This is a genomic window from Kocuria sediminis (assembly GCF_009735315.1).
Lineage (GTDB): Bacteria > Actinomycetota > Actinomycetes > Actinomycetales > Micrococcaceae > Kocuria > Kocuria turfanensis.
This window is the reverse complement of record NZ_WOGU01000007.1, coordinates 69,439-83,271: the sequence shown is the minus strand read 5'-3', so window position 1 is coordinate 83,271 and position 13,833 is coordinate 69,439. Positions and strand designations below refer to the sequence as shown.

Sequence of the window (13,833 nt, the reverse complement as noted above, 5' to 3'; positions counted from 1 at the left end):
TGCAACTCTACTCTCCGCCCTCCGCGTCGTCGAGCGCACCCAATGTCGCGATCGTCCTTGCCGTCTCCCGGTCTACCAGCTCGCGAGCTTGCACCTGGTCTAACACTTCGAACAACACGTTGGCGCGAACACGCCTCATGTTTTTCACGACCGGACGCACCAAATCAGTCTTGAGCTTCCCCTGATTCACATCTGTGAGCATCTCGTGTACGACTAAGGGAGCATTGCCGTTAGCTACGCGCAAAATATGGCTTTTCCATACATCGGCGGCACCGAACCTGGCCATGGCGAACGGGTCGGGATCACCGGCGGCAGTGCCCCCTATGTTAGTGATGCGTGCTCGGTTGAACATTCGATGCGGCACGCAATCGCGACCGAGTCCATTCGAAGCTGCTCCAAAATACGCCAACATCGCTGTTGCCGACTGGGCGGGCTGTCGCCAGACGATGAAGTCGTATAGGTACACTGAGGCGTATCGCCAGAAGTCGCGATCAGTGAGAATCCGCGCTGGAAGGCTCTGCAGGCCCTTATAAAGGGTGACTGCCAGGTTTCCTTCTAAAGCATCTGATTTCGTGCTGGATGTCGCGCTGTCTGGCTTTTGGTTGCGCCACTCCTGCAAAATTTTCTCTAGGGTGTCGTTTACCTGCTCCACCCAGTCCTCAGAGTTGTCTCCGCGGTACTTCGGCTCTAGATCGTGCGGCGTAAGTTGACCGCTGCTCCGACCCTCGACGTAGGCAACAACGTCTTTTTTAGAAACGATTGGATAGGTCATCGACTCTCCTTAAGGGCAACGATTGACGCCTTGCGCGCGTCAAAGGCGGCTTCAAGGTGCGCTCTGAGCCGGCTCGGCTCGTCGGCAAGATTCAGAATCGTAGCCATATCCGTCTTGAGGGTGCGAGCCAAGTTCTGGAAAAAACGAAGGGCCGCTGGGTAAGTTTCCAGAGCCTCCGGGGTAGGTTCACAGCTCTCGGACAACTCTCTCAAGATTGCGGACGCAACAACTTCGGTCGCGTGGATAGCTAGTTCGATCTGCATTTGGAGGGCCGACGTGTCTGTCGGGTTCGCCAACAGCAGGTTGAGCACCTCTGTGTCGACGTAGACTCGCACGGCGTCTGACAGCTCGGCCTCGTCAAGAACACCCTCTACATGCACGTAGCGAAGGCTGCCCTCCGGCAGTCCGTGGTGTTCACGGATTGCTTGGGTGAGTTCCTCGGGGCTGAAGCTGGTTTCGTTTTGCTCAACACTCACGCGAAAATCTCGGCGAGCCAGCCATGTGCCAGCCATGTACGGCTGAAGTGGTTTACGCACGAGACCGTGTAGCAAGACCACTGCGACGGTCAGCATAAAACCGGCACGGTCGTTGAAAACAAGGTCTGCCTTCGACCGGTCTAATAACAGCTCAGAGTCGTAGTCCGCGACGCGCAAGTACTGCTTCTCGACGACATACGTCACGCGGTTCGTCCGCCCGGTTGCCAGCACAATTAAGCCACAGTCAACTACGGGGATCGGCGTTTGTTCGACCGCGGCTCGGATCTCCGCGGGCGTCGGCAGCGTGACGGCGAGGCGAGCCCCGGCCAATTCCTCCTCTGGCAGAACGATCGCACCAGCTTCGTGCTCAACATCTCCGACGAGAAGCCGCACATTTTCTAGCGGTACGTCGGCGTGGTGCAAGTCGATGAACGGGCGAATTAATGCGCTCTCAGAGCGAATCGGCGACGTCACTGGTCGCTCCAATCGCTTACACGCATAACGGTCGGCTGCATTGAAATTGTCCACAGGTTTGGGTACGGGTCTGACTCAGCGACGAATGTGATCTTGTCAGCCTTGCTGATGACGCCCCGCCACGATCCATCGTCTTCTTGCACAAAGGAATGCTGCTTGCCGACGGGGCGCACCTTTACTGGCCATCTCGATTGGCTCTGACTCTCGTCCTCAAAGATATAAAGCTGACACGCCACACGCGCTTCGCAAGCACTGCGCTCGGCTGCGTCTGCCACTCGCACGGTGAACTTTGTTTTGATCCGTACTTGATCATCATCAAGAACCTCGGGCGCGGGTCGACCTTCAGGGAACTGCAACTCGATGCGTTCTCCGCCGGCAGGCGGCGGGCTGGTCGGTCCGCGCTTTGAACCCATGAAGCCGAGCATCAACCTCGAGAAGTGTCCTAAGGACTGGTTTCGCTTAGATGGCGGTGGAGCGATGGCTTTGGCCATGTCGGTGACCGAAGTTCTAATCTTGGTCATCACAGCACGTGCCACCTCCGTGGCCTCCTGCGAGAGATCACCGGCTGTGTTGGTGGTCCATCGATCATGGGATGACGGTTCGGTCTCTCGCAGCAGCACATTAGCCTTGTCGCTTGCTACGAAAACTCCCCGCAACGCTACCCTTCGACGCGTATACGACTCATACCGGATGACCATACGTGGCCCGCGTACCAGGGCGACCAGCGGCGTGCCTTCCGTCTCTTCCCCGTCCTCGTCCACCGGCGTGCCGTCGGGCACTACGAGAGCTAGAGATCCAAGATCTTGGCCACCAGAACCGGATCGGTTTCGCCAATTCTTTGATGCCAGGCGCTCACGGTTGGGGTCCCCAGGCTCGTCTAGCTTTGTGGCAATCCGGAACGCCCGAAGGAACTGCGCAACAAACGGATTGCCGGCCGGCTTCGGCACCTTGGCTTCGCCGGATGGAAGAATGACCTCTACATCGAGACGATGCTCCTCTAGCGCTGGCCACCACCACTTTTCTAGCTCTGTTAGCAGCTCGGCCGGCTCAATGGCCGGATCCACGATCAAAAATGAGGTGCCGAGTTCGTCAAGCTTATCCGGATCCCGAGGCTGGAAGCCGAGCCGATTAGCTACTAAGTTCGCATCTTGATCACTAAACGGAGTGGCAACCTTCTGCACCGCTGGCCCGGCCGCGTGATGATCTGAAAAGCTCGCTCGGCCGTTGTACATCGTCTTCCCGACCTGCAGGTTAGGCCACCAGGTAAATCCCACCAGGCGTGTGCGCACCGGGTCGTCGTCATGCTGCTCGAATGTGGTGTGCGCGATAACTGAATGCGTCCTGCTAGCACGCTCAAGGGCGCTTTTGCCGAACCCGTAAGATCCTCCAGCATCTGCTGCCTTCGTCGAGGCCCCAATGTAGTACATCGCCATGAAGAGATGACTTTCCTGGAAGATGCTCGGGTCTCCGTGTAGACCGTGTGTGCCGTAGTCCTCTACATACAGTAGTCGTAGGGCTTGTGTGGGATCGTCCAATGAGTCAAGGGCGTTGCCCGACTGCAGAGGGTCTTTCGAGTGCTTTACGTATTCCGCTCGACGCTTGCGCATGCCCTTCAAGTCAAGCGCCTCAATCGCGTCAGCTTTTTCATCACCGAAAAGGGAGACGAAACGGAACACGACACGGAAAGGTACGTCGGGGTTCTGCTGCTGGAATCGCATCGCAGCATCATATGAGTTCTGCACAGCCTCCCGCGCCAACAGGGCGGTATCGGACAGTGACTGGCCACGGAAAAGCTTGCTCATCACGCTGCCGTCAGCGCCTCCGCTAAGATCGGCCGTTGGCCAGACCCAGTCCACGGTCTTCACCGGTTTGTCCCTTCACCATCCGACTCCAACCGAAGCCGAGTCAATCACCATTACTTTTTCAACTTAAAGGTTTTGTCTTGTCCGGACGTGGCGTCCGCAAATCTGTCTTTCAAAGCGCGAACTTCTAGTTCAAGAGCCTTCACGATCTGGGCGACGTCCGCCTCGGTGTAGTCATAGTTGGACTTATTCGACAGGTTGCCGATCAACCTGATCGCATTCAACGCCTTGTTGGTACGAGCCTCTGTAAGTGCGACGAATCGCTCACGCCGGTCTCTCATTGGAGCCTCCGGTTTGATCAGTGGTCTAAGTAGCCTGCCCTAGGCGCCTACATTTTGTCAACGTATGCAGCATGTAGCCCCCTTGTACGATGATCACAAGTATATGCAAGTACGCTTGGTTCCATCCGCAAGTGGCGGCTTCAGCGTCAGGGAGCTCTACTGTGAACTGTGCGGGCTTCTGATGGTTCAGCGTAGGCCTCATCAGGCGCCCCTGCCTGGACAGATGTACGCTTTCCTGTCTGCACTGACTGGCCATCAGCTCGCATCCAGCCCCCGACTCCTTAGTACTGCAGTCGGGCTTGCGCAAGGCTTGGTGATGGGTTCGCCATAGAGTGATGGGCGCTGATGTGGTGATGGCTGACGTCCAGGAGTGGGTCGAAGGCCTGGACCGAGGACCGCTCCCGCTGCGCTGCCGCGGGCATCCCGCCCGAACGGGACTTCGCCACGAAGCCGGAGTTGGCCGCGACCATGCTGGAACGGGCGGTGGCCGCGCACGTGCCGGCGGCCTGGGTGGCTGTCGATACGGTCTACGGCCAGGCCTGGGCCTTCCGCCGAGCCGTGGAGGAGACCGGGCTGCACTACGTGCTGGAGGTGCCGGCCAGCCAGGCCGTGTGGCCGAAGGTCGGGCCCCTGGCCTTCCACCAGGTGCGGGCCTGGCAGCTCATCGCGTCCTTGCCGGGAAGGCCGTGACGGGTGCTTGATGCCAGGGACGGCGCCAAGGGGCAACGCCGGTCTCCCTGGGCCTGGGCCTGGGCCTGGGTCCGGGTCCGGGTCATCGGGATGCTTGACTTTGAAGGTGAGTACTGGTTGTTGACCCGCCGATCGCTAATGGACCCGACTGAGCTGGCCTATTACCTGTGCTTCGCCCCGCCCAAAGTGAGCCTGGTCGAACTCGCCCGGATCGCCGGGACCCGGTGAGCCATCAAAGAAACCTTGCAGACCTCCAAGGGTGAGGCCGGACTGGACCACTACCAGGTGCGGCAGTACACCGGGTGGTACCGGCACATGGCCCTGGCCATGCACGCCCACGCATTCCTCACGGCCACCCGCGCCCGGGCGGCGGTAGAAAAAGGGGCCACCACTCCAGCAACAGCCAGCTCATCGTCTTGAGCCTGTCTTCAATCCGGCACCTGCTCGTCCTGCTGATCTGGGGTGCGCCGTCGGCACCATAGAGCGTCCTGGACCGCTCCTACTGGCGCCGCAAACACCAGTACCGCGCCAGAAAACACCACTACAGAGCAAGTGGACATGCCCCACAAGCGCGACTGTAGTATCAGGCGGCGAAGTAAAAATATCCGGATGTTGCCAAATGTGGCAAGGAAGCAATCAGGCCGAGCTCAACGGCCGATAAAAGGACTGGAACTAGAATTTGAGCCTTTCAGCACAGGGCAAGAGAATCTAAGGTGGTCGGATCAACGAGAGCGTACGATGGTTGCTCATGACTGCGCAGCCAAAGTCCGTTTGTCGGTGTCAATCGAATTTCAAAAATTGGATCGCCGGAGGCGCCTTCGTTAAGGAGTGTCGCCGTAAGTACGTCGCTGTCTTCAGGGTCGACACTGAGTAAGACACGGCCACTGTCTGCGATCCATGAAGCCAAGAATGCCCGAAGCGCGTCACTCACACTTGGAGCCAGTCGGTTCGTAGCTTCATCAAGAAATTCCCTGATGGGCCCAGCAACTGCCCCACCGGTAGCATTCAGTGTAGGAGTAAGCGCATCACCCCTGTTTGCAATAAAACTCCACCGGAATGCCTTCATCGCCTCCCCAGACGCCTTGAACTGGACGCCTTCATCCTCAAGGCGCCTCACATACTCCTCTGCGGGGAGGCCGTCAGGTCGTGCACTCTGCTCGTGTCGACCGTTGGCGTCCATCACACGCCATGCGAACTGAATCGGTGTTGTCGCAACAAGACGCTTCACATCTGCGACAGTTGATTGCACAACCTCAGCCAGGTCACCGAAAGATACCCATTTTCCAGCCGGGATTTGAGCAATGACATCGGTTAATTGGGCGACGTCAAGCTTGCTGTCCGACTCGCTTCCGAGGTTAATCGGCGGGATCCAGGTTCGTGCAATTAAGTCACTTAAGTATTCTCCGCGGTCAAGTATTTCTTTCCTGCACCACTCGTCTTTCGCGACAATCCATTTGTTCAGTTCAATATTGCTCTTTTCGATGAGCAGCTGACGCTTGCGTTCAAATGCGTGGTCGCTCAGTTTCGAGTTGTAGCCCGAGAGCGTCAGATTCGCCAGGGTGTGCACGTATGTTTCGTGCACGGCTTCAGGCGACGCAAAGTCACCCAGGTCCTTGGCTAGCTCCTGCCGCCACTCCGGGGTCAAATTTTGGGGCAAAATATGCTCAATGCTCGCCTTCATAAGCCCTGCAGGCTCGTTTCCAACTAGCTCTTCTTCAAGCCAGGAAAGCAGAGTCTTGCGCTGGCGAGCACTGCCAGACCGGTAAAAATTGACTGAAACGACGGCCTTGCTCACAACCTCATCAGAGGCGAAATCTTTATTGTCCCTCGAAAAATAATCACGCAGCGCTTCCGCGGGATCATTTGCGTCAAGCGATTTGGACGCCCGCATAAGAATCCGCGACAGCGCATTGTGGGGTGCGCGGACAAGGAGTCGACGAACGAGGAAGGACTCGATCACAGCAAGTGCCTCAGCAGTCTGCCCGTTCGTCGTCCTGCCGCTCTGGCGCAGACTCAGCAGAGCAAGGACCAATGGATCGATGGATTCGATCCCGAAGTCAACAAGCCGCTGCAATCCACGTCGGACCTGCGGATCACTCTCCTTGCTCGGGAGCCGCATGACTTCAAGCAGAACTGACAGCTGATTGAATCGCTTAACCTCGTCACGAAGCTCTGCCGGGCTAAGCATTTCGATGCGCTTCACCTGCTTTCTGAACGTGTCGTCCTTCTTCGCCTCAGTATCCGACCACGTCAGTTCCAGCCAGAAAAGGTGGGCGAGGTCATCGCGAGACAGGCGCTCCTGCATTGGGAACCAGAAAGCTGAGTGCACCTGTTCTGCGTGGCCACCAAGACGAGAGAAGAAAAAATTCCGGAGGAGATCACCTTGAGTGAGTTTAAGTCCAGTGTTATTCAAGGACTCAAAAATGCTGTAAACGTTGTCTTGCGCCTCAGCGGTGATTACAACAAATCGGAGACCATCAAGGGTTGCCGACCTGATGTCGTCGATTGCAACATCTGTGTTAAGCGATACAGTTCGTGAAAGCTTTGTTCGGAAGTATTTATATGCGGCAACGAGATTGCTGTCCGATGAGAAGTTCGGGTTTTCTTCCATGATAGCGATAAAATCGCTACGATCGCCCTGTGTCGGCCAAAGGCGAAAACGTTCAGGGTGTGACTTCTTGTACCGATGGATGAGAACCCCGTCCGCGAGTTCATCAGCATCTGTGGTTTCATTCCGAAATTCGCGGTAAACATCACGTGTTGCAGCGAGCAACATTGTTAGAGTCGTGAGGCGTTGCTGACCATCCACGACAAGGAATGTGAAGTCGTTAGGGATGTTGTGGCCGCTATGCAGAACAAGGGTCCCCAGAAAGTGCTCAGTTCCGGGCTCTGACTGTCGAGCGATTGCAAGATCACGAATGTCCGTCCAAAGCTTTTCGAACTGTACCTCGTCCCAATCAAACGTTCGCTGGTACAGCGGAATTTCATAACGCGTGCTATCGCTTCCAAGTACTCCACGAAGAACCTGCTTGCCGACCTGCATTCGATACCTCCGCTCACGCCGACCGCTGGCGGCGCGGTCAATCTCCGCCAATTCTAGTGGCTCATCTTTGACTTGGTGGGGCGGATGGCCTCGTTGCAACACAGATTGTCTGTCATCCCTAGTGGCCCGTCGGCGAACTGCTTGAACGCTTGATGGGGTGGGATCATGGGTTATGGCAAATCATCCTGCGGCCCCGCTGCGGTTGCGGGAAGGCGACCGGGAGAGGCTGGCCCGGCTGGTGCAGTCCACCTCGGTTCGGGCGGGGCTTGCCCAGCGGGCGCGGATCGTGCTGTTGGCCGCCGACGGCCACGATACTGGCGTGTGTGCGTATGAGAACGGCAAAGTGTTGGCGCCTGGTGTAGCCACTTGAGAGGCGCTATTAGCCCAATCGAGCCAGTTCCCTCCAACCCTCGAATGCAGTAGGGGTCCCTCAGTGGGCATATCACCCGGGGGTCAAACGGGCATTAGTAGTCAGCTAACCTCCTGTGTCGGTTCTCATGGTCGTCCGCACAAATACCTAAGGTCGCCTGCACGGTTGCTGGCCGACCGGCTTCCGCGCGGCGGTATATCGCGGTCAACACGATCATTTTCAGCGCATCGAGGACTGGCCCCGGCCCGGCACAGCATCTAGATCTCGTCGCCGACTGATCCGGATCGGCGCGTTTCTTCAAAAATGCGGGTGCAAGACCTGAACTAGTTCTGTGGCGGATAGAAGCCGGTTCGCTGTGTTGTCGCAGCCGTGCCACCGAAGAAGTACTCGCGGCTGCCCTCCGGGAGCGGTGAGATCGGCGACTTGTTCTCGAGAATTAACGACTGACCGCCGAACTGATTCTGGAGATAAACGTAGAACGCATCGACGACGTTCGTGCTGATCGTTTCTTCTTCCCCACGGAGCTCCGGGTCTCCTGGCTGCCGGTATGTGACGATCGGCGAATCAAGAATTACGAATCCTGGGTGTCGGTAGTCGCGGCGGAGACAGTACTCCGCAAGAGACACGTTGAAAAGCGCACGGAGAATCGATCGAACACCCTTGCCTCTCACTCGGCGGAGGCGTTGGTCGACGAACAAGTCGCGCTCACTTGTGGAGTAGTGCACGGTGCTGTCGTTGGAGAAAGACCATTGCCGGAGTATCTCCTGTGCCACCGTGTCGAACTGATGCAGGTCACCTGACACGATGGGAACCTCGGTTGAGGTTTTTGGTTTGTTAACTTGCGCTGTCGCTGTCCGTAGTGCGAGAAGGTTCAATAGTCGATCGTGGCTGTCGATCTGACGCTCTACGAGAGACCTAGTCTTAAGAAGTGGTGGCAACTCCCCGCCCGGCGTCTCGATGGCGGTGTCGAGGCGGCGAATCTGAGTCGTGAGCTGCGCGTTATCGTCCCTGAGCGCACTAGCGCGCACGGTGATTTCTTGACGTTCGAACCGGATGGAGCTGATTGTCTCGTCGAGGTTCGCACGCAGCGACATGATCTTGTTCTGTTCGGAAGCGATGGCGGCGGCGAATGTCGCCGGCTCTTCCGTGGTGAGCGGTGATTCAGGCCAGTGCTGATGCGCTGGCTCTGCTCCACAAAACGGACAGCTTCCGTCTTCCTCGACCGCGAGCACGTCGGATGCCTGAGCAAGCATTTCAAGGCGCGAGAGGTCAGACTCGTACTGAGTATGAAGGAGTCCAAATCGCGCTTCTAGGCTGCCGAGTTCGTCTTGGCGCTCGACAAAACTAGCCAGGGTTTTCGTGTTCGCTGCGCGACGCAGCACGAGCTCGTCGCGCTGAGAACTAACGTCGTTCATCGTCCTGCTCGCAGCAATTAGTGACTCGTTCAGACGCGCGAGTTGATTGTGAAGCTGATCAACAGGCGGAGACGCGGCAAGCTCCTGCTCCAGGTCCGCGATAACTTGATCGAGTATTTCTAGTTTGTTGGCCGAGATCTTCTTTAACTCGGCGGCCTTGGGAATCGGTGTCAGCCCGGAGTCATCTTGGCCCTCGATGAACATGCGGAAGATTGCGGATTCCACGGGGCGATCGTGGTACTGCCCAAATTCAATGGGCGACCGCTTGGTAAGAATGGTCTCTTCATCTACCGCAGTGAGACGGAAGACGTCCCGCCATTGCAGTGGACGAGTCTCGTTGTACTGATTAGTTCGAACCACGGACTCGTCAAGGTCGGTAAGCGAGAGCAAGTACCGCGAGGCGCTTCGCGGATCCTTCGATACGTGCTTCGGCGCCAAGTACTCCGGCGCCAAATTCGTCGTCAGCTCGCGAAGGTCCTCTTCGACTAGACCGATGCGCCCACCGTTGAAGTCACGAACAAGCGTGACGATGTTGCCCTCCGTTGTTCGAACGCCAAGGTGCACGTACTGGTATCCCTTGGCCTCGTCTGGTAGCTCAATCGCCTGCGCGATCCCGAACGCATAGCTGAGAAGGTCGAAAATATGGGACTTGCCCGTGTCTGAGGCACCGTGAATTACCGTGAGCCGATCACCGAACTCGATGGTGGCCGGGGCAACACTATTCCCAACGGCGGTGAGGTGAACGAGGTGGAGTCGACTAACCATGGTGCTCATTCCCGTTCAATTGCTCAAACTCCTCAGCCCAGCTTCCAAACACGACAGCAAGCCTGGCCCTAATATCATCGTCGTCAAGGCTCCCGAACGTATCGGCCGCCCAAGCACACCGTGCCCGCAAGTGCGTGAGGTAGAGCGCATCCATCGAGTCAAGGAATGGGCGAGCGTCCTCGCTCGCGCGGTAGTAGATCCCGGCGGTTGTCAGATCTTGGACGATCAGTCCACGCGATCCCATGATAGTGATGCCCTCACGAATGAGCTGCCGCTTAACGCCAAGCTCACCGACTCGACCAGGAACCTCCGGGTGAAGGCTACTTGCACCGGCGAAGTCACTGCTGTGGAGCACCACGTGATCGAGGAGAACGATTCGGGCGAGATCGGCGCGCTTTGGATATAGGGCGGTGAGAAGCGCTACGACTCGAATGCCGATCTCAAGTGGGCTGTTCAGTAACTGAGTCATATGTCAGCGACCCAGGTGAGTCGGTCGTCGTTGGCGAGCTGATGGCAGACGCCCCGTCTATCGGCTGGCTCAGTGACTTGAATAAGGGCGTTGGCACTCAGTTGTGCGTTTACCGCTTGCTCCAGCGTGTGACGGAGGCGCTCCAATCCATCTGAATGTTCAGCTTCGGCGGTCTCAATAACTGCGTCGAACAGCTCGTTCTGTAGCCCTTCAAAGGTGTTCGGGAGCACTCGGTCGCGCGCAAAATTGCGAAGTGCCTCAGCTCGGAAGAAACTCTCGCGCTGTCGCTGGAGGTGCGCACCAGCCTTGGTGTGCACCTCGGCGGCCGCGATGCTGTCGACTGTTAGGTACCGCTCCTGGTACGCGTCGACAAGCTTCGTCAGATATACAAGTTCATCAGGGTGGACGGTCTGCGGCGGATTTTCGGAAGTGGGCCGAGCAGGAAGCCCGCCTCCAAAACGAGCGGGGTAGTACGGGGTTGCCTTGTGCTGATCTAACAATGCCAAGACTTCAACCGCGCCAAACATCGAGAAATCAGTCGCACTGGCAAGCGCGTGTACGGCACTTCGAGTTTTTTCGTCGAGTTCCTTGAACGGCTTCGCCACGCTGGACTCGACCTGCTCGAGAAACTTCGCACGTAGCTCTGTCGGCGTCGAGATCAGGTGCGCCAGATTCGTGCCCATGCCACGAGGAGCAATAAAGCTATAACTCGACGGCAGCGTGTAGAGAGGTGTATGCACAGGAAGAAGGAAGACCTTCAGCATTTCCGGCCACGCGTTTGAGGGCGTCAGGCTTCTGTCGTAGTGCTTTCCTTGGAAGCAGTCCCACTCATCCTCAAAGCCTCGATCAGTCTTGAATCCCGCGACGTCGACCCCTCGGTCGCCTGAGCCGCCGAAACGCCGGACTGCGACGTACTTGGGGGACAGACTCGTCGCCCACTCCTCAATGAAGACTTCCCACTCGTCCGGATCATAGGTCTGAATGACCTTCCGCGGGGCAATACGAGGTCCGTGCTCGGCGTGAGCTGCGGTCAGGACTGTGGGCAGGGTTGGGGGCCGGAGGTCACTCACGCTGATCGCGTCCCTTAATCCCATGTGCCTAAGTTAGCGGACACGCGGCATCCGGCCCATCGCGACATTGGGCGATGCCCGTATGAGGATCCTGCCTAGCCTTAGATGCTCACAGCGATGACGCCCAGCGCGCCCAGGATCAGAAGTCCCGCGTAGACGAGGGCAGCAACTCTCATCAGATCTGCCGGCCGCTGCAGGTGAAGCAGAGCTGGGCTTGCCGCATCGTAGGACTCCTCAAAGTGGAGCTATCCAACCAATTCCTCTGGAGTGAGGGCCTGATCGTCAGACCTATCACCGCTCGCCACCGCTTGTTTATCTGCTCATAGGTGGACACGGAGCATGCGGCTCGTCCCCATAAGAGCACCCGCCCAGACGACCTCTTCGATCTACCGGCAGGCGGTCACGACCGCTAATCTTGTGCCACCGGTGGCGCCCCGTGCCGTCGGTCTCCAAGGCCCAGGCGTCGACCGCGTCTGCCGGGGCCGCTACGAGGACAGGAACTCGCGAGTTCACTGGGGCATGCCAACCTCTGCATGGGGTGTGTGCGAACGCGGGCGTGTGCACTCCGTGATGCCGAGGAGGCTCATCATGTCCCGTTACCGCGCGTCCCGCACCGTGCTCACCATGGCGAAGAAGCTCCGCCGTTGCACTGACGCCCAGCACATCAAGATCGTCCGCGTCGTCGAGAGGGCCGCCAGGGCCACCCGCACTCCGTACGCCAGAGCCCTGCTGGCGCTGCGCGAACTGGAAGCGGACGGCCACTGGGTCGATCGTAGCCAGCTGGAGACCTTGATCCCTGCCTCCGGTAAGGACCGGGATCTGGCCGAGGTGCATATGGGCGCCATGGGGGAGTCCACCAGCCTGGAGTCCCAGGGCGGCTACGCAAGCGCAATGCAGATGCCCACGACATATCCCTCAGCAGATGATCCGCGCAGTCCGAGCCATCTGGAGAACCGCCCGCTCACAATGATGCGCTGGTGGCTGTCCGGCCGCTCACTGGGAATCTACGGCGCCCAGCGTGAGGACCAGGCGCTGTTCGTCCGCGAGTTGATGTCCCAGCTGATGGGCGAATCGGTGCGCTTCGTGGTCCCGATGCGGAAGTTCGCCAGGCCCGACTACAAGACGCTACTGGCGGTCACCGAGATCGTCGACCTCTCGGAGCACTCGGACGGCATGACCGGCTTCCTGGGTCAGATCCAGCGCAGCCAGTCCGGCGATGCAGAGGTAGCTCTCCTTGTGGACGCAAGCTACGGGCTCACCGAGGAGGACCGGGCAGCACTGGTGTCAGTGGTGACCCGCCCTGGGCTGGGGATCAGGGTGATCTACACGGAGTCCTACGCGCTGCGCGGGTGGGACGAGCTGATGAATGCTGCGCTGGACTACGCCGAATCGGTCTTCCTCGGACCGGCCCGTAGCGTCGACCTGGAGGCCGTCGGCGTGCCCGCCGATTACCGGGTGCCGGAGGGGAAAGGCGCCGGAATCTACTGCAGCGACGGCGGCTACATCGTCCGGTTCGGCGCCGCGAGTCCCACCCCGGCCTACGAGCTCGCGCATCGCGCCAACCAGCTGTGGGGTCCGTGCGGTTCCCGGCCTCCCTGCGCCACGATGGCCCTGCTGACCGAGCCGGGCGACGTGATGTTCTTCTGGGGCGACGAGTCGGACCAGGGCTGGACTGTGGTCACCTCCAGGATCGGGACCGGAGTGGTCCGCCGGGACACTGAGGCCGGACCGCGGTACCGGTTGTTCTCCTTCGGATACGGCCTGCGCGAGACCCGCCGTGAGCTCGCTCAGGACGGGATCAACGACGAGATGGCGACCGACTTCGTTCGGTCCCTCGGTCCCCGTGACGTCCACTTCACCGAGGGCGCGGTCCGCTTGGACGTGAACAGCCTCGAGCGCGACGGAGACGTCATCTGGATCGACGAGGACTGACCTCGCCAAGATCGTGAGTCCCAGGAGCCTTCCCGGTTCCTGGGGCTCACTTCCACCCCATGCGTCTCGGAGTAGCTCAGAGGCGGAAGGGGTGTCCGGGCATGGCGCGGATAGTCTGAACGCTCTTGCACCCATCTTTCAGGAGCCCCACATGCGCCGCTACCGCGCCCTGCTCGTCCTCATTCCGATCGCCGCCTTCGCTCTGACCGGATGT

At 58.8% G+C, this 13,833-nt stretch carries 10 protein-coding genes; 3 read left to right on the top strand and 7 right to left on the bottom strand.

What is annotated here, in order from left to right; genetic code table 11:
- Window positions 1-7: 7 nt before the first annotated feature.
- The 3 genes from GMA12_RS09745 to GMA12_RS09735 are packed head-to-tail and all read right to left on the bottom strand — an operon-like array spanning window position 8 to window position 3,587.
- Window positions 8-772: a DUF6339 family protein gene (locus tag GMA12_RS09745; RefSeq protein WP_156269334.1), complete on the bottom strand. Its 765-nt coding sequence runs from the start codon at window positions 770-772 to the stop codon at window positions 8-10.
- A complete protein-coding gene (locus GMA12_RS09740) occupies window positions 769-1,722 on the bottom strand; it encodes a hypothetical protein (protein WP_156269333.1) in 954 nt (317 codons plus the stop codon). Before GMA12_RS09740 ends, GMA12_RS09745 begins: the two co-directional genes overlap by 4 nt.
- Window positions 1,719-3,587 carry a hypothetical protein gene (locus GMA12_RS09735; protein WP_156269332.1) on the bottom strand — a complete coding sequence of 623 codons (1,869 nt, stop codon included), beginning with the start codon at window positions 3,585-3,587 and terminating at the stop codon, window positions 1,719-1,721. Before GMA12_RS09735 ends, GMA12_RS09740 begins: the two co-directional genes overlap by 4 nt.
- Window positions 3,588-4,222: 635 nt before the next feature.
- On the opposite strand from GMA12_RS09735, the gene GMA12_RS09730 reads away from it, so the two are divergent.
- Window positions 4,223-4,555, top strand: coding sequence for a transposase (locus GMA12_RS09730; RefSeq protein ID WP_156269331.1), 333 nt, complete (start codon window positions 4,223-4,225; stop codon window positions 4,553-4,555).
- Between the two features lie 243 nt (window positions 4,556-4,798).
- Window positions 4,799-4,975, top strand: coding sequence for a hypothetical protein (locus GMA12_RS09725; RefSeq protein ID WP_156269330.1), 177 nt, complete (start codon window positions 4,799-4,801; stop codon window positions 4,973-4,975).
- A gap of 268 nt (window positions 4,976-5,243) precedes the next feature.
- On the opposite strand, the gene GMA12_RS09720 is transcribed toward GMA12_RS09725, so the two are convergent.
- From GMA12_RS09720 to GMA12_RS19545, 4 genes are all read right to left on the bottom strand, one after another.
- Window positions 5,244-7,598, bottom strand: coding sequence for a DUF262 domain-containing protein (locus GMA12_RS09720; protein WP_156269329.1), 2,355 nt, complete (start codon window positions 7,596-7,598; stop codon window positions 5,244-5,246).
- Between the two features lie 693 nt (window positions 7,599-8,291).
- The gene (locus GMA12_RS09715) at window positions 8,292-10,157 is read right to left on the bottom strand and encodes an ATP-binding protein (RefSeq protein WP_156269328.1); all 1,866 of its coding nucleotides are present in this window, start codon (window positions 10,155-10,157) and stop codon (window positions 8,292-8,294) included.
- Window positions 10,141-10,617 (bottom strand): ABC-three component system middle component 2, encoded by a 477-nt coding sequence (locus tag GMA12_RS19550; protein WP_370831042.1) that lies wholly within the window; start codon window positions 10,615-10,617, stop codon window positions 10,141-10,143. The genes GMA12_RS09715 and GMA12_RS19550 overlap by 17 nt, the downstream gene beginning before the upstream one ends.
- On the bottom strand, window positions 10,614-11,687 hold the full coding sequence (locus GMA12_RS19545; protein WP_156269326.1) for an ABC-three component system protein: 1,074 nt from the start codon (window positions 11,685-11,687) through the stop codon (window positions 10,614-10,616). The genes GMA12_RS19550 and GMA12_RS19545 overlap by 4 nt, the downstream gene beginning before the upstream one ends.
- Before the next feature lie 588 nt (window positions 11,688-12,275).
- Between GMA12_RS19545 and GMA12_RS09700 the strand changes: the two genes are divergently transcribed.
- Window positions 12,276-13,619 (top strand): hypothetical protein, encoded by a 1,344-nt coding sequence (locus GMA12_RS09700; protein WP_156269325.1) that lies wholly within the window; start codon window positions 12,276-12,278, stop codon window positions 13,617-13,619.
- The last annotated feature ends 214 nt before the right edge of the window (window positions 13,620-13,833 follow it).